The 22,576-nt window shown below is 71.8% G+C and carries 22 protein-coding genes; 12 read left to right on the top strand and 10 right to left on the bottom strand.

What is annotated here, in order from left to right; translation table 11 throughout:
• Both AOK22_RS39205 and AOK22_RS30165 read left to right on the top strand, forming a co-directional pair.
• The coding region (locus AOK22_RS39205) for an FAD-binding oxidoreductase (protein ID WP_208606467.1) at positions 1 to 1,388 on the top strand (1,388 nt) is incomplete at its 5' end.
• 195 nt (positions 1,389 to 1,583) lie between these two features.
• Entirely contained in the window at positions 1,584 to 2,000 is a 417-nt protein-coding gene (locus AOK22_RS30165; RefSeq protein WP_055701889.1) for a hypothetical protein, read from the top strand.
• A 51-nt stretch (positions 2,001 to 2,051) separates the two neighbouring features.
• Here the strand turns inward: AOK22_RS30165 and AOK22_RS30160 are convergent, their stop codons facing one another.
• The 3 genes from AOK22_RS30160 to AOK22_RS30150 form a co-directional block, all read right to left on the bottom strand.
• The gene (locus tag AOK22_RS30160) at positions 2,052 to 2,876 is read right to left on the bottom strand and encodes a GAF domain-containing protein (RefSeq protein ID WP_055701888.1); all 825 of its coding nucleotides are present in this window, start codon (positions 2,874 to 2,876) and stop codon (positions 2,052 to 2,054) included.
• A gap of 54 nt (positions 2,877 to 2,930) precedes the next feature.
• Positions 2,931 to 3,428 carry a hypothetical protein gene (locus AOK22_RS30155; protein ID WP_055701887.1) on the bottom strand — a complete coding sequence of 166 codons (498 nt, stop codon included), beginning with the start codon at positions 3,426 to 3,428 and terminating at the stop codon, positions 2,931 to 2,933.
• A gap of 177 nt (positions 3,429 to 3,605) precedes the next feature.
• A complete protein-coding gene (locus AOK22_RS30150) occupies positions 3,606 to 4,214 on the bottom strand; it encodes a S1 family peptidase (RefSeq protein WP_157872319.1) in 609 nt (202 codons plus the stop codon).
• 109 nt (positions 4,215 to 4,323) lie between these two features.
• On the opposite strand from AOK22_RS30150, the gene AOK22_RS30145 reads away from it, so the two are divergent.
• The 3 genes from AOK22_RS30145 (at position 4,324) to AOK22_RS30135 (ending at position 6,451) form a co-directional block, all read left to right on the top strand.
• Complete coding sequence (locus AOK22_RS30145; protein ID WP_244165139.1) at positions 4,324 to 4,629, top strand: trypco2 family protein; 306 nt, start codon at positions 4,324 to 4,326, stop codon at positions 4,627 to 4,629.
• A gap of 371 nt (positions 4,630 to 5,000) precedes the next feature.
• Complete coding sequence (locus AOK22_RS30140) at positions 5,001 to 5,651, top strand: DUF4232 domain-containing protein (RefSeq protein ID WP_055701885.1); 651 nt, start codon at positions 5,001 to 5,003, stop codon at positions 5,649 to 5,651.
• 251 nt (positions 5,652 to 5,902) lie between these two features.
• On the top strand, positions 5,903 to 6,451 hold the full coding sequence (locus tag AOK22_RS30135) for a DUF1062 domain-containing protein (protein WP_107102067.1): 549 nt from the start codon (positions 5,903 to 5,905) through the stop codon (positions 6,449 to 6,451).
• Positions 6,452 to 6,562: 111 nt separating this feature from the next.
• Here AOK22_RS30135 and AOK22_RS30130 read toward each other — a convergent pair whose 3' ends face one another.
• The 4 genes from AOK22_RS30130 to AOK22_RS30115 all read right to left on the bottom strand — a co-directional run bounded on the left by AOK22_RS30130 (position 6,563) and on the right by AOK22_RS30115 (position 9,885).
• Entirely contained in the window at positions 6,563 to 7,414 is an 852-nt protein-coding gene (locus AOK22_RS30130; protein ID WP_107102066.1) for a class I SAM-dependent methyltransferase, read from the bottom strand.
• Positions 7,415 to 7,695: 281 nt separating this feature from the next.
• Positions 7,696 to 8,823, bottom strand: coding sequence for an MAB_1171c family putative transporter (locus tag AOK22_RS30125; RefSeq protein ID WP_055701883.1), 1,128 nt, complete (start codon positions 8,821 to 8,823; stop codon positions 7,696 to 7,698).
• Positions 8,824 to 8,825: 2 nt separating this feature from the next.
• On the bottom strand, positions 8,826 to 9,266 hold the full coding sequence (locus tag AOK22_RS30120) for a hypothetical protein (protein ID WP_237773300.1): 441 nt from the start codon (positions 9,264 to 9,266) through the stop codon (positions 8,826 to 8,828).
• 193 nt (positions 9,267 to 9,459) lie between these two features.
• Entirely contained in the window at positions 9,460 to 9,885 is a 426-nt protein-coding gene (locus tag AOK22_RS30115; protein WP_055701881.1) for a helix-turn-helix domain-containing protein, read from the bottom strand.
• 486 nt (positions 9,886 to 10,371) lie between these two features.
• Between AOK22_RS30115 and AOK22_RS30110 the strand changes: the two genes are divergently transcribed.
• The 7 genes from AOK22_RS30110 (at position 10,372) to AOK22_RS30080 (ending at position 18,664) form a co-directional block, all read left to right on the top strand.
• A complete protein-coding gene (locus tag AOK22_RS30110; RefSeq protein WP_055701880.1) occupies positions 10,372 to 12,345 on the top strand; it encodes an AfsR/SARP family transcriptional regulator in 1,974 nt (657 codons plus the stop codon).
• Positions 12,346 to 12,426: 81 nt separating this feature from the next.
• Entirely contained in the window at positions 12,427 to 12,915 is a 489-nt protein-coding gene (locus AOK22_RS30105) for a PhzA/PhzB family protein (protein ID WP_069885394.1), read from the top strand.
• Positions 12,912 to 13,253 carry a hypothetical protein gene (locus AOK22_RS30100; protein ID WP_055701879.1) on the top strand — a complete coding sequence of 114 codons (342 nt, stop codon included), beginning with the start codon at positions 12,912 to 12,914 and terminating at the stop codon, positions 13,251 to 13,253. The genes AOK22_RS30105 and AOK22_RS30100 overlap by 4 nt, the downstream gene beginning before the upstream one ends.
• A complete protein-coding gene (phzG, locus tag AOK22_RS30095; protein WP_237773299.1) occupies positions 13,250 to 13,873 on the top strand; it encodes a phenazine biosynthesis FMN-dependent oxidase PhzG in 624 nt (207 codons plus the stop codon). The genes AOK22_RS30100 and phzG overlap by 4 nt, the downstream gene beginning before the upstream one ends.
• Positions 13,870 to 15,096 (top strand): MFS transporter, encoded by a 1,227-nt coding sequence (locus AOK22_RS30090; RefSeq protein ID WP_157872318.1) that lies wholly within the window; start codon positions 13,870 to 13,872, stop codon positions 15,094 to 15,096. The genes phzG and AOK22_RS30090 overlap by 4 nt, the downstream gene beginning before the upstream one ends.
• Before the next feature lie 61 nt (positions 15,097 to 15,157).
• Complete coding sequence (locus AOK22_RS30085) at positions 15,158 to 15,994, top strand: PhzF family phenazine biosynthesis protein (RefSeq protein ID WP_055701892.1); 837 nt, start codon at positions 15,158 to 15,160, stop codon at positions 15,992 to 15,994.
• Positions 15,995 to 16,030: 36 nt separating this feature from the next.
• On the top strand, positions 16,031 to 18,664 hold the full coding sequence (locus AOK22_RS30080; RefSeq protein WP_055701878.1) for a helix-turn-helix transcriptional regulator: 2,634 nt from the start codon (positions 16,031 to 16,033) through the stop codon (positions 18,662 to 18,664).
• A gap of 39 nt (positions 18,665 to 18,703) precedes the next feature.
• On the opposite strand, the gene AOK22_RS30075 is transcribed toward AOK22_RS30080, so the two are convergent.
• The 3 genes from AOK22_RS30075 to AOK22_RS30065 are packed head-to-tail and all read right to left on the bottom strand — an operon-like array spanning position 18,704 to position 22,559.
• Positions 18,704 to 19,951 (bottom strand): 3-deoxy-7-phosphoheptulonate synthase, encoded by a 1,248-nt coding sequence (locus AOK22_RS30075; RefSeq protein WP_079036906.1) that lies wholly within the window; start codon positions 19,949 to 19,951, stop codon positions 18,704 to 18,706.
• Complete coding sequence (locus AOK22_RS30070; RefSeq protein WP_055701877.1) at positions 19,948 to 21,900, bottom strand: anthranilate synthase family protein; 1,953 nt, start codon at positions 21,898 to 21,900, stop codon at positions 19,948 to 19,950. The genes AOK22_RS30075 and AOK22_RS30070 overlap by 4 nt, the downstream gene beginning before the upstream one ends.
• A complete protein-coding gene (locus AOK22_RS30065) occupies positions 21,897 to 22,559 on the bottom strand; it encodes an isochorismatase family protein (protein WP_425264088.1) in 663 nt (220 codons plus the stop codon). Before AOK22_RS30065 ends, AOK22_RS30070 begins: the two co-directional genes overlap by 4 nt.
• Positions 22,560 to 22,576 lie beyond the last annotated feature (17 nt).

Below are 22,576 nucleotides of genomic sequence, written 5' to 3'. Positions count from 1 at the left end.
CCCCTCCCGGGGCCGAGGCGGTCGCCACCACCCCCCGGCCCACCGGGGCGGACTCCGGCCGGTTCCGGCCGCGCCGCCTCGCCGGGGTCCTCCGGCCGCGTACGGGAGACGAAGTGGCCGACCTCGTACGGGCCGCGGCCACCGCCCGTACCCCTCTGCATCCGGTCTCCACCGGCCGGAACTGGGGCCTGGGCTCGGCCCTGCCGGTCGACGACGGCGCGGCCGTCCTGGACCTGTCGGGCCTCGGCCGGATCCGCGAGGTCGACACCCGCAGGGGCTACGCCGTCGTCGAACCCGGCGTCACCCAGGGCGAACTGAGTGCCCGTCTGACGGGCACCGACCGCATGCTCAACCTCACCGGGGCCTCCCGGCACACCAGTGTCATCGGCAACATCCTGGAGCGTGGCGTCGGCCTGCACCGGCCGCGCGCCGAGGACCTGGCCGGACTGGAACTCGTCCTCGCGGACGGCGTTCGCGTACGGACCGGCTGGTGGCCGTCCCCGGAGGGGCCCGCCGTGGTCCAGCCGCACGGTCACGGAGCCTCCCTCAACCACCTGTTCACCCAGGCCTCCTGGGCCGTGGTCACCGCGGCCGTGGTCCGTCTGCTGCCCCGGCCGCGCTCGGTGCGGATCCTGCCCGCCACCTTCCCGGCGGCCCGGCTCGCCACCGCCGTCGACACCCTGCGCGCCTGGACGACGGGCCGTCTGGTGCCCGCCACCACCAAGATCTACGATCCGGTCGCGGCCCGCACCTACGGTCTCCGCAAACCCGACGGCACCCCCGGCGACGCCTACCTGGCCCACCTCGCCCTCACCGGCGACACCGACCTCACCACGGCCCTCGCCGACCTCCTCGCCGCACGCCTGCGCGAGGCCGCCTGCCCACTGGCCGAAGGACCGCCCGGCGCCGCCGACGCCGAGGCGCACGGGGCGTACGCGGGGGCCGACGACCCGGACGACGCGCTCTTCCGCCGCAAGACCGGCGGCTGCTGCGCCCGTTGCCTGGACCGCCGCGGGGGACTGCTGATGTTCCTGCCGGTGGTTCCCTTCGACGGGGCCGCGGTCGAGACGGCCGCCGCCCTGATCGATGCGGCCCTGGAGGAGGGGACGGCCCGGCCCGGCATCACCATGAACGTGCTGGACGCCGACACCGTCGACCACGTGGTCACCCTCCGGTTCGACCCCGCCGACGCCGCGTCCACCGCGGCCGCCCACCGCACCCTCGACCGGCTGCACGCCTCCTTCGCGGCCCACGGCTGGCCCCCGTACCGCCCCGACGTCGACCACCCCCGGCCCGCCGCCGCGGACCCGGAGCTCCACCGGCGCCTCGCCGGCGCGCTGGACCCGCACGGGGTCTTCGCCCGGGGCCGGTTCGCACCGCCGCCGTAGCGGAGGCCGTACTGACACAACCGGCGCCCCACGGCGAACTGGCGCCCCCGGCAGGACCGCGCTGCGACCGGACCACCCCGTTTCATCCCGGCAATCCGGGAGATGGGGCAGAATTGTGTCGGGTCCTTCGCGCGCTGCCACTCACGGGTCGGACCTGCCCCGCATACCCGCCCAGACTCCTGCGGGTGAGGACCCATGAACCGACCCCCGTTTCAGCATGGATCCGGCACCGAGGGTGCCGGCGAGCAGCTGGGTCTTCAGCTCACGCGGCTCTCCGAACTCGTCCGCTACGCCCAGGACGCCATCGAACTCGCCGCCGAGGACGCCGATGTCTTCATGACGCTGTACACCGTCCTGATCCACGGTGTCAGCCGCCGGAACTCCACAGATCCCGCCCTGTGCGACATGGCCGAGCAGGCCATCGCAGACACCGCCGTCGAGGCCCCCCGCGAGCAGCTGAGGACCGCGGCGAAACTCCTCGTGACCGTGTGGTCCTCCAGCCGGGTGCCCGGCGCCGAGGCCAAGGAGTGGGCCGTCAACGCGCCCCAACTGGCGATCAGATGCCTGCGTGCCGCCGTCTTGCCGCCCCGGCCCCTTCCGCTGCCCGACTGATCAACGCGCTGCCGGCGCCGGCCGTTCGTCCCTGCTGCGCGAGCCGGCCGCCTACTGCGCTAGCTGGCCGGCCGCCCGGGCCACGTGCTTCAGCTCCTCCCGTGCCTCAGGGGTCCACGTGAGGGGCCGGGCATGGTGGGTGGAGATCATCCCCGTCAGCTCGTTCGCCGCGTTGAGGACGGGCAGCGACGCGACGGCGAACACGCCCGCGTCCTGGAGGACGTCCAGCGCCGTCGTCCCCACGAACAGGGGCGAGGACCGCACGTCCTCCACGAAGATGGGGGACTGCTCCTGCGCCGCGAGGCCGCAGCTGCTCCCGTGCCCCGCGGCCGGCTCCTCGTGCCCGCTGACCCGCACATGGCGGAAGAAGGACAGGAACGGCTGCCGGAAGCCCCGTTGGACCGTGATGTGCAGACCGTCCGACGCGGGGTCCAGGATCTGGGCGTTGCCCATCGGAGCGCCTGTCGCATGCAGTGCCCTGGCCAGTGCCTCGCGCAGCACCCGCTGATTACGTCCCTGGGCGGCGACGTCGGACGGCGCGCCGTCCCCGTCCCTGAGCCGCAGGGAGCGCAGACCACCTCTCAGATGGAGGGCCCGCAGCCGCGGATCGTGGGCTCCCCACACCTCCATCTCCCCGCCCACGGAGCGCACTTGCTCCGCCATGGCCTCGACCAGCTCCACCCCGGCGAAGCCCAGGAACGAGACGTGGCTGAAGTCGAGCACCAGGCAGTAGCCCTGGTCGGACAGATGGGAGAGCTGCTTCCGGAGGGCCACGACAGCGCTGTGGTGCAGCTTTCCCGCTACGCGTACGACCGTCCGCTCCGGTCTGGAAGTGACGGACACCTCGACGCCGGACACCGACCAAGTCTGGACCATGGCCCCAACCCCTGCCCCGAATGCACTAGACACGGAACCTCCAGACTAGCGAGTTCACGCACGGTCGGCCGTGGTCTCGACGGAGAGCGCCGCGGCCAGGGAGACGGCACGCGCGTCGGGGCAGCGGTGCAGCAGCGCCTCGACGGCGGCGGCCCGCACCTCTCTCATCTGCCGTGCGTCCAATGCCAGTTCGGCGCACAGGTCACCCGCGCGGGTGAACGGGAGCCGGCCCAGCGTCCTGATGAGGCGTCGGCGGCGCGCGAGGCCGAGCCGGGCGTCCGCGGCGAGCAGGGCGTACTGGTCGGCTCCGCGCGGGTCGCCGAGCGAGACCAGCAGGATGGTGATCCAGGTGCGGTGTGTCGCGCTGAGCGCGGGCTGCGCGCAGAGGTCCGCGCACAGGTCGGCGGCGCGCGGGTCCCTCAGGCGCGCCAGCGCCCGGAGCGCCTCCACCCGGGCGGCGTCGCCCACGTCGGCGTCCCGGCCGAGCGCGGCGCACAGATCCGCGCCGCGCGGATCCCATCCGATCAGCGCACGCGCCGGTCTGACCCGCACGGCCCCGGCGAGGGCGGGATCCGACGAGCGGCGGGGTGCGACCGAACGACACGTCGTCGTAGGGGTGCGTCCCCGCGTAGCGCTCGGCCGCCGCCAGATAGCGCTCCAGCTGACCGTCGGCCGCGTACGTCGAAGCGGTCCGCGTCCGTGCGCCGACGCACAGCAGAGCGTCCGGCGTCAGACGGCGCCCCAGGAGCTCCTCCAGCCGCGCCCGTCGGTGAGGTGGTGGCGGGAGACGACGCCGACGATCAGGCCGTCGCTGAACACCGCGGCTCCTGACATGCCCTCCCAGGGCGAACCGGACCGCGCGCCGGCCTCGGCGGGGGAGGGCGGGGGAACCCGTAGATCCAGCGTCCCCTCACGGCGGTTGGCCGGCACCGAACAGGACGCGTGGACGTGTTCGCAGTCCCGAAAACGCGAACCGCCCTGTCCCTCCCGCAACGTGAAGCGGGGGAAGCCCGCCGCACTGCATCGCAGCAGTACGTCGTCCTCGGGAACGCGGGCGAAGCGCGCGGTGCTGACCGACAGGGAATCCCTCGACGGTACGCCGAGCACGGCGACGTCAACACCCTTGTGATGCCAGAGCACTTGAGCGTCGTTCATGTACTCGCCGGGGCGGTCGGCGTCGAACCGTACCCGCGCGCGGCGGACTCCCGCGACGACATGCGCGGCGGTCAGGACGGTGCCCGGACCGACGAGATAGCCGGATCCACGGCGCTCGCCCGCGTCGTGCGTCACGAGGACCTCGGCCACCTGGCCCGCCCGCAGTCCTGACGCTTCCTTCACTTGTTCCGCCCGAGCCGCCGAGTAGCTAGGCTTCGCGCGACCAACTGCTGTGCGTTGAGCGCCACTTGGACGAGCGTACGGCGCGCGCCGCACACCAAGGAGATGCACGGTGGAACTCGCCGAAATGATTCGCGCCCTGCGCACGGAGCTGAACGAGGCCGTGGTCGACGGCGCCGACCAGCCGGTCCAGTTCGAACTCGGCCCGGTCGAGATCGAGGCGACCGTGGCGGCCCAGCGCACGGCGGGCGGGCACGGCAAGATCCGTTTCTGGGTGCTGGAGGGCGGGGCGGACGCCGCGCACACGTCCGCGCGGACCCAGCGGATCACTCTGACCCTGCAGCCCAAGGTCCGCACGAGCAAAGGGGTGTTGACGACGGCGTACGTCGCGGGTGAAGAGGTGGACGGAGAGCGGTGAGCGCCCCCGGCCGGGGGAGGCGGGGTGCCTTCCGGACCCGGGGATGCTGAGCGCCACCCCTGCGCCAGGAGAGATGACATGCCGCCGGTTGCGGTCAAGTCCCCCTGAGTCACGAGTCTGTCGCAGCGTACGGCGAGCTCGAACAAGTGCCCGGAGATGGGGGAACCCCCGTCGCCACTGGGCGGGGGCGCCTCCCTGCGCGGGGTGTGCGCGGCCTCGCGTGTAACGGGATTGTATGAGCGGGTGGTGGGGCGGAACGGCCGGCCGGGGCGGGCCGGTCCTGGTGGGCAGAAACGCTCGCTCGTACCGAAGTCGAACACCGGCTCGGCGCGAGCGGCCGGTACCTCCCACCGAACTTGAGGAAGAAAACGATGCGCGTTCGCAAGCTCACCTTCGCCGCCCTGGCCGTCGCCGCGGGTCTCTCGCTCACGGCCTGCAACGGCGACGACGGCACGGCGCAGAGCGACGGCTCGTCCTCGTCGTCCTCGTCCACCTCGGGCGGCGGTTCGGGCTCCGGCGGTTCGGAGCAGGGCGGCGGCAAGGACGACTCCGCGGGCAAGAGCTCGGCGGGATCCGGTTCGGACGCGCAGGCCAAGGCCGCCAAGTGCCGCACCGACGACCTGGACATCACCGCGAAGGACAGCACCATCGACGGCGACGACGAGGGCACCGTCGCGGTCGAGTTCAAGAACGGCGGCGGGCGGGACTGCCTCCTGTCCGGGTACGCGGGCGTCGACCTGAAGACCAGTGAGGGCGATCTGTCGGCCGAGCGCAGCGGCCAGGAGTCCAGCCCGATGGTCCTCAAGGACGGCGAGTCGGTGTTCTTCGGCGTCACCTACCCGCTCAACGAGTCGGGCGGCTCCGGCGTCAAGGTCAGCAGCCTCGTCATCACCCCGCCGAACGAGACGAAGTCGTTCTCCGTCGAGTGGCCGGGCGCCGCCACCCTGCCCGTCACCGACGGCTCCGGTTCCTCCGTGAAGGTCGGCCCGATGGGCAGCGCCGGCCAGGGCGGGGCGAGCTGACCCGAACGTTCCCGGGCCCGTCCGGTCGACCGTCCGGCCGGTACGGGCCTGCGCGGGGGCACTGAGGCGCTCGAAATTCAGTGGAGCGCCGCCCCACCCCGCCGTTACCTTGCTGCGGAGCCGAGTTGTCCAGGCAAGGACGTGCCGTTGTACACCGTGTGAGACCCCCCAAGCGCTGATTCGTCGCGCGTCGCGCCCTGCGCGCCGCGCTGCTTCTTGCTGCGGACTCTCACTGAAACCGGTGTACTTCTGTGCTCACCATCTGGGTGGTCATGCCCACCTGCCTGCCCACCGTTGTCCGACGCTGCCACGCGTGCGCGTCCGAACGCTTCCGGGCCAACGGCAGATTCCGCGTCAACGCGAACCACAAACTGCTCGACGCCTGGGTCCTCGTCCTGTGCGCCTCGTGCGGGGACACGGCGAAGCTCACGGTCTTCGAGCGGACCAACGTACGCTCCGTACGGCCCGATCTGCTGGACCGGATGCACGACAACGACCCTTCTCTGGCGGCCGAGTTGCTCCAGGACCCGGTCGTGCAGCGTCGCAACCGCTTCGCCCTCGACTGGACGGGCGCCTGGCGTCTGGACACCGGCGGAACGGACCACCTGGACCGCGAGGTGATCGACGTGTCGGTCGGCTTCGCGGCGCGGATACCGGTCCGGCCGGTGCGACTGATCGCGGACGGCTGCGGTCTGCCGCGGGCCGAGGTCGAGCGGCTGGTCGCGCAAGGGAGGCTCATCTCGGCGGTCCGGCTGAGCGGCAAGGTGTCGAGCGACTTCTCCTTCATGCTCAAGCGCTGAGTGGCGCTCACGCAAGAGCCGGGGCGCGGACGGTGTCCGCGCCCCGGCGGTGCCAGTCGCGCGACCGGCACCCTGGCCGGCCCCCCTGCGCGCCGTCGCTATGTGCCGTCGCTACGCACCGTTGTCGCGCCGCGCGCTGAGCAGGTAGGCGGTGCCCAGCCAGCGGCGGGCGCCTCTGCTCACGGTCTCTTCGGGATGGTCGCGCCACCTCGCGCTCCACCGGCGGACCGGCCGGTCCAGCGGAGGGACCAGGGGCGTCACGTCGTAGTGGACCGAGTCCACCGTCGTCAGCCCGTGCGCGCGCATCATCCGGCGCAGCCGGCCCGACCGGATCGCGCGGATGCCGGACGTGTCCGCGGCGTGCCGCTGAGCGCCGAACAGCCGCTCGACGCGGCCGAGTACGCGCAGCAAGGGCCAGTAGACGAACCACTCGGCCACGCGGTACGGGCTGAGCGGATTGAGCATCGTCACCAGGACCAGTCCGCCCGGCCGCACCACGCGCGCGATCTCGCGCAGCCCGGCGTCGGCGTCGGAGTACTCCAGGACGCCCATGGCGACGACGACGTCGAAGTGCTGGTCGGGAAAGGGCATTTGCTCCACGCGCGCCACGGTCAGCTCGACGTCCTCGGAGCCTTTCGTCCGATCCGCGGCGGCGTCGATCATCGCCGGGGACAGATCACATCCGGTGATCCGGAACTCCCCGGGGTGCGTGTCGAGAAGATGCCGCACCAGCATCCCGGGCCCGCATCCCACGTCCAGCAGACGACCGCGCGGGCCCGCGCGAAGCGCCTCGTCGATCACGTGCAACCTGGAGCAGTAGTACCGTGCCGCCGGCCGCCGGCCCTCGTACGACGCGGCATAGCGGGCCGCGTCGTCAGGGGTCAGATACTGCGCGGCGACGGCCGCGTCGCGAGCGGGACTCCGGGTCCCGTCCCACGCCCGCGCCATCCTGGAAAGCGCCATCGCTCTTCCTCTTCGGCTTCCACCTCGGGTGTTCCGCTGAATGCGGCGATCCGCCGTCACGACAGGCGAACAGACGCCGCTGACCTGCAAGGATTCGAGTCTCGAAGTCGTATCCGGTGCGAGGGTCCGGGCACCTTGGTGATGAGTGAGCGCGCGAGGGCGGGAGCGGGATCACCGGGTCACGGCAGCCGCTCGGTCACGCCTCCAGCAGACAGCAGGACGGGTCGACGGCAAACCCTGAAACCGGACAACGAAGACGAACGGCCGCGGAGCGTCGCCGTTCACCTGACGGCGAGCGCGTCGGAGAGAGTGACGAGCTGGCGTACGTCGTCGGTGACGCTGTCCCCCGAGGGCCGGGCGATCGGCACGGCGCGCGAGGGAGCGGGCTCGCTCTCGGCGTGGGCCCTGAGAGCCGCCCGCAGATGCCCGGCAATCACTTCCCGCGGGAGGTCGTCCGTGGCCGAGGAGAGCGCCTCGAACTCGGTGAGATGGGGACTGAGCCGTACGAGGCCGTCACGGCACTCGATCACCCGGCGGTAGTAGCGATGGTGGATGCCGGTCCAGCCGTGGGTGACTCTGCGCCAGCCACGGTCCGCCCGGGTGAAGGCGTCCTCGGGAAAGGCTTCGTGCAGAGCTGTCCACAGGGGTGCCAGTCGGCGGTAGAGCCGGCGGTGGCGCCACCAAAGGCGAACCATGGAGCACCGGTTGACGATCCCGGGATAGAGCAGTCCGATGATGAAGAGCGGGACCGCCACCGTTTCGAGGAGGTGCTTGGTGACCAGGGTGAGCGGCAGCGGGACCGTACCGCCGAGCCACCGGGTCACGACCATCCCCTCGCGCAGGGCGCTCGCGCCCACCATGCTCGCCAGGGAGACCGCCAGTACCCACAGCCCGTGGGCAAGCGGCCCGGTGGACAGCCGGGCGTAGCGCCACGTCCACCACAGCGCCATCGCCAGCGCGTAGCAGAGATAGAGACCGGCCGCGCAGTAGAACACCGCGATCTCGGGAGCCTGCATGTGCGCAGTCGTAAAGGAGTGGTCGCGCTCATGGGGTGGGGTCGTCACCATGGCCAGCGTGATCACGGCTGCGGTGAGGCCCAGCGGGACGAGTTCCAGGCGGGCGCGCCGTCGCCCCGTGTCCGGGTCCGTGGCCGAGTGCAGATAGAAGCACACCAGCCAGTAGAGCGTGCTGAGGAGCAGCACGTTCTGGAGCAGTTTGGCGGACCCGGCGCCGATCGCCCCGTCGACGAGACGGGTGCTCACCGGGAGTCCCAGGGAGAAGGTGAGCAGGGCGCAGAGCAGACAGCACGTGACCGACCGCAGGAGTCGGTCGTCGGGAGCCCGGAGCGACTGGACAAGCTTTCGGACGAGCGAGAGGACCAGGACGGCGCCGAGGAACAGGCTCACCATGCCTAGAGCCACCTCTGCTGGTCGCCGAGTGCCGACTCTATGCGGCTGGAGGAGTCGGTGGACTGCCGCGGGCGGACCGCGTGCAGCATGGACCACTCCATGATGATGGTGGCCGTCATCTCGGCCTCGCGCTCCTGCTCCTCGTCGTATGAGGTGCGGCCGAGTGCACGGGTGACGACATCGGCGGAGAGGCTGGGGAGCAGGGCCCGGGAGACGCCGTCCTGGCCGTCGGGGTGGCGGTGGTCACCGAGGATGTGTCCCACCTCGTGCATGATGATGTGGTCCTGGTGAGCCTTGCTGGTCTCACGCTGATAGACGATGTAGTCCGCCTGCGCGGTGGCGATCCACAGCCCCGAGGGTCCGGCGACGGGAAGGGCGTACGGCATCAGCCGGACCGGATGGCCCCGGTGCTCGCCCAGGCGCTCGCAGAGGTCTTCCGCCACCAGCGGCAGTTGTATTCCGAGCGCTCGTAGACGGCGTTTGCAGCGCCGACGCAACTCTCGTTCCTTCATAGAACAACACCCCCGTGCGTTTCACTGATGAACTACATGTAATAGCGGCGCATGGGGGCTGAAACAGATTGATTCAAGTCATGGTCACGATGACTTCGAGGGCGCCTCGGGGGTGGACTCGCCGCTAGCTCGAGTCACCCGGGAGTCCCTCCAACGCCCTTACGCGTTCAATCAGTTCGCTGATGGTGTCGAGGCTCTCCGGCGACAGCCCGGCGGCGCGCAGCGCCACATGATGCACTTGCGCGTCCCGCAGCGCCGAGAGCAGTCCGAGCTCCGCGTGCACGGTGGCGGCCACCTTGTCGTCCAGGAAATAGGCGGCGGGAACGCCGAAGAACTGCGCGATGCCTTCGAGGTGTTTGAGCGTCGGGTTGGTCCGGCGGCCCTTGCGCAGCAGCCAGATGTAGCTACCGGAGATGGGGATGCCGGCCTCGGTGATGGCGCGGGCGACCTCTTCGGTGCTGTAGGGGCCCCGGCCGACGGGAATCACGGTGTCGAAAAGGTGATTGAGCTTGTCGGCCAATGTCGGCGAAGCGTCGCTGTCTGAGCTCATCAAGACTTCCCTCCCTGCTCGCGAGGCAATGTATCTGCATCGGTCAAGTCCGTCGATGACCGGCCGAGCAGGGCTGTTTCAATCTCCGTCGATCTTTGCGCGGGTATCCGCCGCCGTGCGGTGGCGGTGGCCGCGCGGGCCGCGACGAAGGCGTCGAGGATCGCACGGCGGGCCCCTTCGCCCTGCTGACCCGCAGGGGGAGCGGATCCGGCCAGGAATCTGTTGACAGCGTGTGGCGCCGGGATTAGCGTCTCTGGCCGCACCGATCTTCGACTCATGTTGGAACAGTCGCCCACAGAGTCAACTCATGTCGATACGTGCAGGGGTTCCGCCCCGCGCGCGAACCGGGTTCAGCGCGCTCCTCTCAGCATCTCGCGGTGTCGTGCGTATTCCGGGGAACACAGCCAGACGGGGGAAGACATGGAACTTCGCGTACTCGGACAGGTGGAAGCCCTGGAAGGCGGTCAGGCCCGGTTACTCGGCGGGATGCGGCCGAAAACCCTGCTGGCCGTGCTCGTGCTGGCCGGGGGCAGGGGAGTGCCCCAGCGTGAGATCCACCGAGCCCTGTGGGGCACCGCGCCCCCGGCCACCGTACGGGCCCAGGTCCACACCTACGTCTCGCGGCTGCGCCGGGCCCTCGGCGACGCGGTCGAGTTCATCCGCACCCCGGAGGGCTACGCGCTGCGCCTGCACGATGTCACCGTCGACTACTGCGAGTTCATGAGTCTGTCGACCCAGGCGCGCGAGGCCCTTGCGAACGGCATGAGCGAGAAGGGCGTCACCCTGTTCAGCGCCGCTCTGGCGCAGTGGCGGGGCGCCGCCCTGACCGGAGCCAGCGAGTTCCTCGACGCACAGGAAAGGCCACGGCTGGAGGAGTTGCGCCTGTCGGTCCTGGAGGAGAAGGCCGCCGCCGAGCTCGGCCTCGGCCTCGGCCGGCAGGTGGTCGACGAACTCACGCCGGTCATAGAAGAGTTCCCCTTCCGGGAACGGCTGCGCGCCCAGCTCATGACGGGTCTCTACCAGTGCGGTCGGCAGGCCGATGCCATCGCCCTGTACCAGGAGGGGCGAACCGTACTCGCCGAACATCTCGGCGTGGACCCGGGGGAAGAGCTGAACAGCACCTTCAAGGCCCTGCTCGCCGGCACCCTCACCGCGCGGCCGCTCGGCCCTCTGCCGCTCCCCGCACCCTCCCGGCCCGCGGACGGCGGGGCCCGTGCCGCGCTGCCACCCGATCTGCTCGACTTCGCAGGCCGTGACGCCGAGCGCGCGCTGCTGCGCCGATGGCTCACCGACGTCGATCCCGCCGCCCCGGCGGGCCCGATCGTGATCACCGGCATCGCCGGCAGCGGGAAGACCGTACTCGCCGTGCGCGCGGCCCACGACAACGCCGTCGCGTTCCCCGACGGACAGTTCCTGGTCCGCTGCCGCGACGCCTCCGGCCGGCCCCGCCCTCTCACTGCCGTCCTCGACGAACTCCTCACCGGCCTCGGGGAACCACTCGCACCTCGTGACGGAGTCGACGGCCGGCTGTGGCTGGTCCGGCAACGGCTCGCCGAAGGGCGACGACTCATCGTCCTCGACGACGTCGGCTCCGACGCCCCCCTGGACGCGCTGGTCTCCGGCAGTGGCCGCAACCAGCTCCTCATCACCGGCCGCCCCCGCTTCGCCGACCTGCCCGGCGTCCGGGTCCTCGCGCTCGGCGCCCTCCCACAGAGCGAGGCCATCTCCCTGCTGACCGGGATCACCGGCCGCACCACCGCCGCGGGCGGCGACCCCGCCGCCCTCGAACGCCTCGTCCGCCTCTGCGACTTGAACCCCGGCGCGCTGCGCGCCCTCGCCGCGCAGCTCACCGCCAAGCCGCACTGGACGGCCGGCCATCTCGCCGACCGGCTCGCCGACCCCCGTCGCAACATCCTCGACCTGCTCCGCATCGGCGGCCTGGACATCGGCGCGACCCTCCGCAGCCACTACACCGAGCTCCCCGACACCCTGCGCCACGCACTCCGCCGTCTGGCCATGCTCCGGGCCTGCCACGTCTCGGTCTGGTCCGCGTCCGCCGCCCTGGAGCTACCTGCCGGCGACACCGAGGATCTGCTCGAACAACTCGTCGAGGCCCATATGCTCACCGTGACCGGTGTCGAGGGCGACGGCAGCTTCGTCTACGGCATCTCCGGACTGCTCCTGCGGGTCCTGACCGACGAAGTGGAACGCACCGAACCGGAAGGCGTGCGGACCGCGGTCGCCGGTCGTGTCCTGGCCTCCTGGAGAGGAAGGCTGAACGGGACCCGGCCCGGCGCACCGGAGCACGACGGCCCGGACGCCCTCCTGGGCACCCGGCTCGCCGCCCTCACCCGTTCCCTGCCCGCGGGGCCCTTCGCCAGCAGTGCCGAATTCTGCCGGGCCTACGTCCGCGAACTGCGTGCCGCGGTCGGCCGCCATGAATGTATAGCCGAGATATAGCAGTCGACCACTGCCGTATAGCGGCCCTACGCATGATGCCTGGGAGAGATCGAAGCACCCGCGAACCTCGGAGGTCAGCACGTGTCCGACGCAGCAGTGCACCACGGTTTCACGGATTCCGCCGAACTCCGGCGCGTCAACCGGGCCACGGTGGAGAAGTACATGAACACCACCGGTCAGGACCGCCTCCAGCGCCACCTGCTCTTCACCGAGGACGGAGAGGGCGGTCTGTGGACCGCCGACACCCCCGGGCCCATCGCCATCCGAGGCCGCGACCGGCTCGGCGAGCACGCCGTGTGGTCCCTCACATGCTTCCCCGACTGGGTCTGGTACAACATCTCGGTCTTCGAGACGCAGGACCCGAACTTCCTCTGGGTGGAATGCGATGGAGAGGGCAAGATACTTTTCCCTGGATATGAACCGGGCCACTACAAGAACCACTTCCTGCATTCCTTCCTGATGGACAACGGGAAGGTCCGCCAGCAGCGGGAATTCATGAACCCCTTCCACCAGCTGCGTGCCCTGGGCATCGAGGTGCCAGTCGTCCGGCGGGACGGGATCCCCACATGAGGGCCATGATCGCCTGGTGGGACCTGGCCGAATCCGCCCAGACCATCGAGACCCTGCGCGGCTTCCTCCGCGAGGAGGCCACCGAGGCCTGGACCGAACAGCAGGGCCTGGTGCTCAAGCTCTGGATCGCCGACGACGAGAACAACCGGTGGGGCGCCGTCCTGCTCTGGGAATCCGCCGAGGCCGCCGCGCCGCCCCACCCCCGCAGCGCTGCCGAGCTCATCGGCTATCCACCCACCCACCGCACCTGGTTCGACATCGAAGCCACCGTCGAAGGCCGCCATGAGATCCCTTCACTGGCGGGCCTCGGGCGGGCTCTGGAGGCGCAGAACACGTGACCACGTCCCCCAGCGTGACCGGGGCTCCGATGGAGCCCGCCGAATTCCGGATTCCGCCGCCGCACCCCGTGCCGTTGCTGCGCACCTGGCTCGACCACGCACGCGAGAACGTCCGCGAGCCGGGCGCCATCGCCCTGGCGACCAGCGACGAGGACGGCCGTGCCTCCAGCCGGATCGTCCAGCTCACCTCCCTCACCGACACGGGTGTCGTCTTCACCACCCACCGCGGCAGTCGGAAGAGCCGTGAACTGGCCGTCCGCCCCTGGGCGTCCGGAGTCCTCTACTGGCGCGAGACCCGTCGGCAGATCGTCTTCGCCGGACCGGTGGAGCAGCTCGCCGATGCCGAGTCCGACGCTCTGTGGGCCGCTCGGCCCGTCACCACCCACGCCATGTCCGTCGCCTCCCGGCAGAGCCACGTCCTCCCGGACGTCGAGGAACTGCGCGCCGAGGCCGGGCGGCTCGCGGCTCTAGGTCCACTGCCTCGCCCGGACGGGTACGTCGGCTACCGGCTCACCGCGCACGCCGTCGAATTCTGGGAGGAGAGCCCGGACCGGCTGCACCGTCGGCTGCGCTACGACCTCAAGGACGGAGCGTGGTCCTCCGCGAGGCTCCAGCCGTGACCCGGGCCACACCGGCGGTGACCGGCCCTGCGCCGGTCACCGCCCCGGGTCACCGCCGGACCGTCCTGCTCCTGTGCTTCGCCGTCCTCGTCTTCGACGGCTACGACCTGATCGTCTACGGCGCGGTCCTGCCCGAACTCCTGCGCTACGAACCGTGGGACCTGCGACCCGCCGAGGCCGGGGCCATCGGTTCGTATGCCGCCGGAGGCATGCTCCTCGGCGCACTCGGCGCGGGCGCCCTCGCCGGGCGTCTGGGGCACCGGCGGATCCTGCTCGTCGGCATGGCCTGGTTCTCCACCGCCATGGCTGCCTGTGCCCTGGCCCCGACAGCCTGGGCCTTCGGCCTCTTCCGCGTACTCGGCGGCATCGGACTCGGTGCGGTCATGCCCACGGCGGTCGCCTTGACCGCCGAACACTCCGAACCCCGCCACCGCGGCCGCAGCAACGCCCTGATGTTCTCGGGCTATTCGGTGGGCGGGATCATCGCCGCCGCTCTCGCCGTCGCGCTGCTGCCCGAGCTGAGCTTCCGTGCCCTGTTCTGGGCCGGTGCCGCGCCCGTCCTGTTCCTGCCGGTGCTCGCGCGCCACCTGCCGAGGCGAGCGGTCCCCCACAGGGTGTCCCAGCCCCACGGGCCGGGCGCCTTCCGTGAACTGCTCCGCCCACCGCACCGGGTTCCGGCCCTGCTCTTCGCCCTGATCAGCTTCTTCGGACTGCTCCTTGTCTACGGCCTCAACGCCTGGTTGCCGCAGATCATGCGGAGCGTCGGCTACCCGACGGCCGACTCCCTGTTCTTCCTGGTCGTCCTCAACACCGGTGCCATCGCCGGAACACTGGTCTTCGGCCCGCTCGGTGACCGGGTCGGCATGCGCGGCGTGATCGCCCTTGCCTTCGGGCTCGCCGCGGTGTCCATCCTGCTGCTGTCGGCCCCGCGGCCCATGCCGGTGCTCCACGCCCTGACCGCTGTCGCGGGATTCGGCACCATCGGCACCCAGATCCTCGTCAACGGCCATATCGCCGCCCACTTCCCCGCACCCGTGCGGACCGCGGCCCTCAGCTGGAGCCTGGGGGTGGGGCGACTCGGCGCCATCGCGGGGCCCGCCTTCGGCGGGCTGATCGCCGCGTCCGGTGCGGGTGTCCGGTGGAACTTCTACGCGTTCGCCGTACCGGCGGCGCTCACGGCCGGCCTCGTCGCGCTGCTGCCCGCCCGCGCCGCCACCCCCTGACGCCGGGCGGCCCGGAGCCGCCGCCCCGCGCATCCACAGCCAACCGATGGGACGCCCCGACATGCATCACTATTGCGTGGCCGACGCCTTCACCACGACCCCTCTTGAGGGGAACCCGGTCGCCGTCTTCCTTGACGCCGGTGACCTCACCGCCGGCCGGATGCAGCGCATCGCCCGGGAGATGAACCTCTCCGAGACCACCTTCGTCCTGCCGCCGTCGGGCGGAGCCGACGCGCGGATCCGCATCTTCACCCCGGTCAACGAACTGCCCTTCGCCGGACATCCCATGCTCGGCACCGCCCAGGTCCTCGCCGAACAACGCGGGGCCGACCGGCTGCTGCTGGAGACCGCCATGGGGGAGATCCCGGTCGACGCCGAACGCACCGGCGACCGGGTCACCCGGATCCGCATGGCCCAGCCGATCCCCGTCTGGGAGCCGTACGAGAAGACCGGTGAACTCCTCGAAGCCCTCGGCGTCGACACCCCCGCTCTCCCCGTGGAGATCTACCGCAACGGCCCCCGCCATGTCCTCGTGGCGCTCGAGAGCATCGAGGCGCTCGCCGCCCTGCGCCCCGACCACCGGGCCCTGACGGCCTTCCCCGACATGGCGGCCAACTGCTTCGCCGGCGACGGCAGGCAATGGCGCAGCCGTATGTTCTCGCCCGCGTACGGAGTGGTCGAGGACGCCGCCACCGGCTCCGCAACCGGACCGATAGCCATCCACCTCGCCCGGCACGGGCTGATCGAGGACGGCACCGAGATCGAGATCGTCCAGGGCGCCTGGATGGGACGCCCCTCCACCATGTACGCCAGGGCCGTCCGTGAAGGCGACCGGGTGACCGCCGTCGAGATGAGCGGCAGCGCGGTCACCGTCGCCCGGGGAACCCTGTTCGTCTGACGGTGGGTCCGACGGGGGAAGGAAGCACACAGACAGATGGCGCGGGACAACGCTTTCCACAGGCTCTGGGCCACCGCGGCCCGCGAGCGCGAACTCGACCACATCCGACAGGCGCTCGCGAACACTCATGGTGTCCTGCTCGCCGGCGCGTGGGGGGTGGGCAAGAGCGGGCTGCTCGGGGCCGCCCTCGACCAGGCCGCGGCCGAGGGCGCCCGCACGGTCGCGGTCAGCGGAGCCATTCCCACCGGTACCGCAGGATCGCTCGCCGAGTGCCTGGAGGACCGTATCGGCGGCGACATCGACCGGCAGAGGCCGCCGTTGGTCCTCGGCCTCGACGACGCCCACCTCACCGACCCGGTCGCCGCCGCCTCCCTGTACGCCCTCGTCCGCGGCGGCCGCGTGCGGCTGGTGGCCGCCGCGGAATCCGGAGCCGCCCTGCCCTCCGGCCTGAGCAGGCTGTGGGTGGAGCGCCTGGCCGATCGCCTGGAGGTCCGCCACTTCCACCGCACCGGGGCCCTCAAGGTGCTCCAGGCCCGCCTCGGCGGGCAGCTCTCCGTCGACTGCCTGGAGCGACTGTGGTCGGCGACCGGCGGCAACGCCACGCTCCTGCGCGAGCTCAGCGACGCCGGGTTCGCCGACGGCGCCCTGCACGAGGAGGACGGGATCTGGCAGTGGCGTGGAGAGTTGCCCGTCGACCCCTCCGGACGGCTCGGTGCCCTGGTCCAACTGCGCTTGGCGGGCCTGCGCCTGGACGAGCGGGAACTCCTCCAACTCGTCTCTCTGGCCGAGCCGTTGGAGGCCGATCTCGCCACCGCGGCCGGTCTCGGCTCCGCCGCGGAGTCCCTCAACCGAAGCGGCCTCGTCGTCACCGAGCGCTCCGGCGGCAGACTCCGCCTCCGGCTGGTCTACGGGCTCTACTCCGCCGCGGTGCTGCGGGCCCTGCCCGAGCTCGCGGGGCGCCGGTTGCGCCGCCAGCTCGCCGACGCCATCGAGGCCACCGGGATGAACCGCCACAACGACGTGCCCCGTGTGGTCGCGCTCCGGCTCGACGCGGGCCAGACCCCCTGCCCCGGGCACCTGCTCACCGCGGCCGAAACCGCCCTGCGGCTCCATGACTTCGAGCGGGCCGAAGAGCTGGCCCGGCGCGCCCTGTCCGTGACCCGCACCTCCGACCTGGCCACCCGTGCCCGGATCGTCCTCGGGCAGGCCTTCGAAGGCCGCGGCAGGCACCCCGAGGCGGAGCGGGTGCTGGCCGAGGTCCCCGCACCGGACCCGGCCCGCACGGGCGAGCTCCTCGCCGTCCGGGCCGTCAACATGGCCTACGGTCTCGGCCGGCTGCCCGAGGCGATCGGGGTCGTCGACCGCGCGCTCCAGGAGACAGGCCGCCCCGGCCGGCTGCCCCTCACCGGGGCCCGCAGCCTGCTCGGGCTGCTCGACGACCGCTTCGCCGAGGTCGTGGCGGCGGGGGACGCGCCTGCCCAGGGCTCTGCTTCGCTCACCGGTCTTGTCACCGTCCCGGCTGCCTTTGCCCGCGTCGAACTGGGCGATCCACAGACGGCGCTCGCTCGTGTTCGGAGCCTGGAGGCCGGGGAACACCACCGGTTCGTCGGCGCCGCCGCCCAGTGGGTGGACTCCTACGCGCTGCTGCATACCGCCGGGGTGGCGGAAGCCGTCGCCCGCGTCGCTTCGATGCGCTGGTGGGACGAGGGCGACCCGCGCGAACGCGTGCGGATCGCCCTGCTGCGGTCCCGGCTGCACCGCGCGAGCGGTGACTGGTCCGCGGCCGTCGACGAACTGCGCCGCGCCGGTGCCTTGGAGGGGCCGCAGGACTGGCTCACCGCCCATTCGTGGACGCTGGCGCAGCTCGCCGCCGCACTCGCCGAGGCCGGCGAGCACGCCGAGGCCGTCCGCACACTCGTCGAGGTACGGGCCGTGCAGGCGCGGACGGTCCGCTATCCACTGGCCCGTGACGGCGCCGCGCTGGAGGCCGCGGTGGTCTCCGCCCACGTGGGGGACCGGCCCCGGGCCATTCGCGAGGCGGTCGCCGTCGCCACCACGGCGGGTGCGGCCGGACGGTGGGCCCAGGCGGTCTCGGCACTCCATCTCGCCGCCCGGCTCGGTGCCGCCGGAGAGGCCGCCGCCCTGCTGCCGGACCCCGCCGGACTCAGCGGTACGACCGCCGTCCAGGCCCGGCACGTCCAGGCCCTCGCACGCTGGGACGGCGGCGCGCTGGACGCCCTCGCCGAATCCCAGGCATGGCTGGGATTCCTGCCCCTGGCCGCCGAGACCGCCGCCCAGAGCGCCCTGGCCCACCAGGCGGCCGGCAACCATCGCAGGAGCCGGGCCGCCCGCGCGGCGTGCCGCGACTACCTCGGTGCCTTCGGCGGGACGCTGCCGCCCTGGGTGAAAGGCGAGGACCTCCGGTCCTGCGACACCTTCGGCACGCTGACCGTGCGGGAGAGGGAGGTGTCCGCTCTCGTCGCGGCCGGGTTGACGAATCAGGAGGTCGCCGACCAGTTGTCCGTCTCGGTACGCACGGTCGAGAACCACCTGCACCGGACGTACGGAAAGCTGGGCATCACCACGCGGTCCGAGCTCGCCGGGCGGCTCGACCGGCGCGCGCACAACCACCAGGACGTCCGCGTGGCCCCGGCGGGCCTTCACCGCTGAGCCGTCGGGGCGGCACGACCGCCCCGACGGCTCCGGCGATCAGCCGGCCAGGAGGCCCGCGGTCGCCTCGGCCACCTCCATCGACTGGCTCCGGTTCAGCCGGGGATCACAGGCGGACTCGTAGCGGGACGGCAGGTCGTCCACGGCCACTCCGGCGCCGCCGCCCAGGCACTCGGTGACCTCCTCGCCGGTCAGCTCCAGATGGATCCCGCCCGGCCGGGTGCCCAGGGAACGGTGCACCTCGCAGAAACCGGCGATCTCGTCCACCACGTCCGCCACGCGCCGGGTCTTGTACCCGGACGAGGTGGTGAAGGTGTTGCCGTGCATGGGGTCGCAGACCCAGCCGACCAGGGCACCGGAAGCGGTGACACGGTCCACCAGCTCCGGCAACGCCTCGCGCACCTTGTCCGCGCCCATCCGCACGACGAAGGTGAGGCGCCCCGGCTCTCGCTCCGGGTCGAGCCGCCGCACCAACTCCAGGGTCTCGCCCACGGTCGCGCGCGGGCCCAGTTTCACGGCCACCGGATTCCGGATGCCGGCCAGGTAGTCGATGTGCGAACCGTCCGGGCGGCGGGTGCGCTCGCCTGCCCACAGCAGGTGCCCGGAGCTCGCGTAGGCGCCACCGGAGCGGCGGTCGACCCGGGTCAGCGGCCGTTCGTAGTCGAGCAGCAGCGCCTCGTGGGAAACGAACAACTCCTGGGGGCGCCGCGCGCCGTCCGGCGGTCCACCGACCGGCTCCCATGCCGGGGCCATGGCCCTGATGCTGTTGAGGGTGGCCGCCGACGCGCCGTACATCCGCAGCATCCGGTACGGATTGGGCGTGCGCATGGCGGAGGAGAACTCCAGTCCGTTGACCGCGTCGCCGCGGTACGCGGGCAGCACGACACCGTCGCGTTCCTCCGTCGGCAGCGAGCGGGGCTTCGCGTACTGCCCGGCGATCCGCCCCACGGTCACGACGGGCAGCCGGGCGCCGGCCGACAGGGTCGACGCCATGGTGAAGAGCGTGTCGAGCTTCGCGGCCACCGACTCGGTGGTCAGCGCGTCGAAGGCCTCGGCGCAGTCACCGCCCTGGAGCAGGAACGCCTCACCGCGGGCCACCGCGGCCAGCCGGCTCCGCAGCCGGTCGCACTCGGCGGGCAGGACCAGGGGCAGATAGCCGGCGAGTCGTTCCGAGACGTCGCGCACGGCGTCGTCGTCCCGCCAGCCCGGTGGCTGCGCGACCGGTGGGCCGACGGCCGTGCCGTGCGGCGGATGACCTGTCGTGGCGGTGATCAAGGAGGAGCTCATGCGATGGCCTCACGCTCACGGGAAGAGTCGGCGGACGGCGTCAGCACCGAGCTGACGAGCCGTTCGAGGATGGCGGTTCCGTTGCGCGTCATCACCGACGCCGGATGGAACTGGACGGACGCGAAACCTTCGCCGCGGAGCGCGTGGACCTCGCCGGTGCGCGGATCGCGGCACACCCGCACCGGCCCGGGGCGGCTCCGGGGGCCCGGCCACGCGTCGGCGGGGGACACGGCGGTGAAGGTGTTGTAGAAGTAGACGTCCTCGGACTGCCCGAACAGGTCGATGGTGCGCTGCACGCCCTGGTGCGGGATGTCCTTGCGGACCAGGGTGAGCCCGAGCAGTCCGCTCAGGACCTGGTGTCCCAGGCACACGGAGAGGAACGGCACTCCGCCGTCCAGCAGCCGCCGGGTCTCGGCCCGCAGATGGGCGATCTTGGCGTGACCGTGATCGCGGGGGTCACCGGGACCGGGCCCCACGATCACGAGGTCGTTCCCCTCGACCGTGTAGGGCTCGTCGAACCGACGCACCGTCACCCGCAGGCCGAGCGCGCTGAGCAGCGTGTGCCCCATGGCGGTGAACGTGTCCTCGGCGTCGATGAGCAGCGCCCGACGGCCCAGCAGATGCGGCAGGTGCAGCGAACGCCCGCTGGGGGAGCGGCGCCAGAACTCCGCCAGCGGTTCATTCCGCTCCTGCAGCGCGCGCGAGACCCGGGGGTCCGCGGCGAGTCCTGGGCCCCGGAAGGCGGTGGGCCCCGTCGTGCCCGCGGGCCCGTGCAGGGCGGCCAGGATCCCGGCGGCCTTGGCCCGGGTCTCCGCCGCCTCGGCACGCGGATCCGAGTCACGCACGAGGGTGGCCCCCACCGACAGCCGCAGCCGGCCGATGTCGTCCACGTCCGCGGTACGGATCAGGATCGCCGAGTCGAGTCGGCGTCCGCCCTCGGCATCCCGGCCGAGGAGAGCGGCGACGCCCGCGTAGTAGCCGCGCCCCTCGGGCTCGTGGGTCCTGATCACCCGGCAGGCGCTCTCCAGCGGGCTGCCGGTGACCGTGGGGGCGAAGAGCGTCTCGCGCAGCACGTCCCGTACGTCACGGTTGCAGCGGCCCTCGATGAAGTACTCCGTGTGCGCCAGATGGCTCATCTCGCGCAGCTGGGGACCGATGACCCGGCCGCCGTCCGGGCAGATCCGGCTCATCATCTTGAGTTCCTCGTCGAGCACCATGTAGAGCTCGTTGGACTCCTTGCTGTCACCGAGGAAGCGCACGACCTCGGCGAGCGCGGGGCCCGCCGGAGCGTGGCGGAACGTTCCGCTGATCGGATTCATCACGGCCGTGCCCAGATCGACGGTGATGTGGCGCTCGGGGCTCGCGCCGATGAGGGTGCGCCCGGCCGCCCGGATCAGGAACGTCCAGTACGCCCCGGACGTTCCGGCCAGCAGCCGCCGGAAGAGAGTCAGTGCGGCGCGGGGCGACCAGTCGGGGAGGTGCGCGGTGAAGGTGCGCTTGAGGACGAAGTTGGCCCCGGCCCCGGAGCCGATCTCCTCGTCGACGATACGGCGCACCAGGTCGGCGTACGCGTCGTCGTCGAGATCGAAGGCGTCGTCGCGGACCGCCAGGGTGGTGTCGCCGACGCGGTCGAGGAGTTCGGACACCGCGAGCAGCTCCTGCTCGCGGATGTCCATGACGAGCAACGGCTCGCCGTCGTCCGGGCAGGCGAAGCCTCGCTCGGCGATCTGCCGGTACGGCAGCAGCACCAACTGCTCGTGGGCGCCGCGGCCGTCCCCGTCGGACAGGGGGATGTCCGCCAAGGCGGAGACCTCGGAGACGTCCCCCACGAGCACGTCCACCTGAGAGCCGTCACCGGCCTCCGGGCGGTGCAGCAGGGCGAACGCGGGCGGCGGGTTCTCCCCGGTGAGCCGGCCGAGCAGGTCGTCCGCCGGGTGTGCGGCCGTCATCGGAGGGCTCCGGCGCGTGCGAACGCCGACAGTACGGTCTGCGCCGGGACCACCATCGAGCAGCGGGCCGCCGCGTACCGCAGGGCCATGTGGTGGTCCGCCTCGGAGAAGTCCGCGACCGCGTCCGCGACCAGGAAGGACTCGATGTCGTTGGCCAGGGCCTCGGCCGCGGTCTGCAGCACACCGACGTGGGCGTAGATCCCGCACAGCACCAGCTGGTCACGGCCCTGAGCGCGCATCAGCTCCAGGAGTCCTGTGCGGAAGAACGCGCTGGGGCGCCACTTGGTGAGCACGGTGTCGCCTTCGGCCGGGGCGTACCGCTGGGGTACTCCGCGATGCCGGGGCGAGGCGGTCATGCCGGGACCCCAGAAGTCCTTGAGCAGTCCGCGCTGTTCATCGGTCATGTCACCGGGCTGTGCCGTGTACGCCACGGGCACGCCCGACTCCGCGGCGACGCGCCGCAACGTCGTGACCTGGTCCTCCAACTGCTGCCTGGGCGGCTCTCCGTCCGGCAGGAAGCCGAGGAAATAGTGCTGCATGTCGTGGATCAGCAGCAGCGCACGGTCGGGGTCGACCGTCCACGCGACCCGGTTCGGGGGCAGGTCGGCGGACGCGGGCATGGGATACGGACGGATCTCGGGTATGGCGGAGCGCGCCACGGTGCTGGGTTCCTTTC

Origin of the sequence: Streptomyces silaceus (assembly GCF_001419745.1) — a bacterium.
In the GTDB taxonomy this organism is placed as follows: domain Bacteria; phylum Actinomycetota; class Actinomycetes; order Streptomycetales; family Streptomycetaceae; genus Streptomyces; species Streptomyces silaceus.
Note: the sequence above shows the minus strand (reverse complement) of the source record. Positions and strands in the feature narration are given on the sequence as shown.

Coding starts and splice junctions, on each gene's coding strand:
- AOK22_RS30165 (WP_055701889.1), top strand. CDS start 1,584: ATGAACCGACCCCCGTTTCAGCATGGATCCGGCACCGAGGGTGCCGGC.
- AOK22_RS30115 (WP_055701881.1), bottom strand. CDS start 9,885: ATGAGCTCAGACAGCGACGCTTCGCCGACATTGGCCGACAAGCTCAAT.
- AOK22_RS30140 (WP_055701885.1), top strand. CDS start 5,001: ATGCGCGTTCGCAAGCTCACCTTCGCCGCCCTGGCCGTCGCCGCGGGT.
- AOK22_RS30160 (WP_055701888.1), bottom strand. CDS start 2,876: ATGGTCCAGACTTGGTCGGTGTCCGGCGTCGAGGTGTCCGTCACTTCC.
- AOK22_RS30070 (WP_055701877.1), bottom strand. CDS start 21,900: ATGACGGCCGCACACCCGGCGGACGACCTGCTCGGCCGGCTCACCGGG.
- AOK22_RS30130 (WP_107102066.1), bottom strand. CDS start 7,414: ATGGCGCTTTCCAGGATGGCGCGGGCGTGGGACGGGACCCGGAGTCCC.
- AOK22_RS30075 (WP_079036906.1), bottom strand. CDS start 19,951: ATGAGCTCCTCCTTGATCACCGCCACGACAGGTCATCCGCCGCACGGC.
- AOK22_RS30085 (WP_055701892.1), top strand. CDS start 15,158: ATGCATCACTATTGCGTGGCCGACGCCTTCACCACGACCCCTCTTGAG.
- AOK22_RS30080 (WP_055701878.1), top strand. CDS start 16,031: ATGGCGCGGGACAACGCTTTCCACAGGCTCTGGGCCACCGCGGCCCGC.
- AOK22_RS30110 (WP_055701880.1), top strand. CDS start 10,372: ATGCGGCCGAAAACCCTGCTGGCCGTGCTCGTGCTGGCCGGGGGCAGG.
- AOK22_RS30100 (WP_055701879.1), top strand. CDS start 12,912: ATGAGGGCCATGATCGCCTGGTGGGACCTGGCCGAATCCGCCCAGACC.
- AOK22_RS30125 (WP_055701883.1), bottom strand. CDS start 8,823: ATGGTGAGCCTGTTCCTCGGCGCCGTCCTGGTCCTCTCGCTCGTCCGA.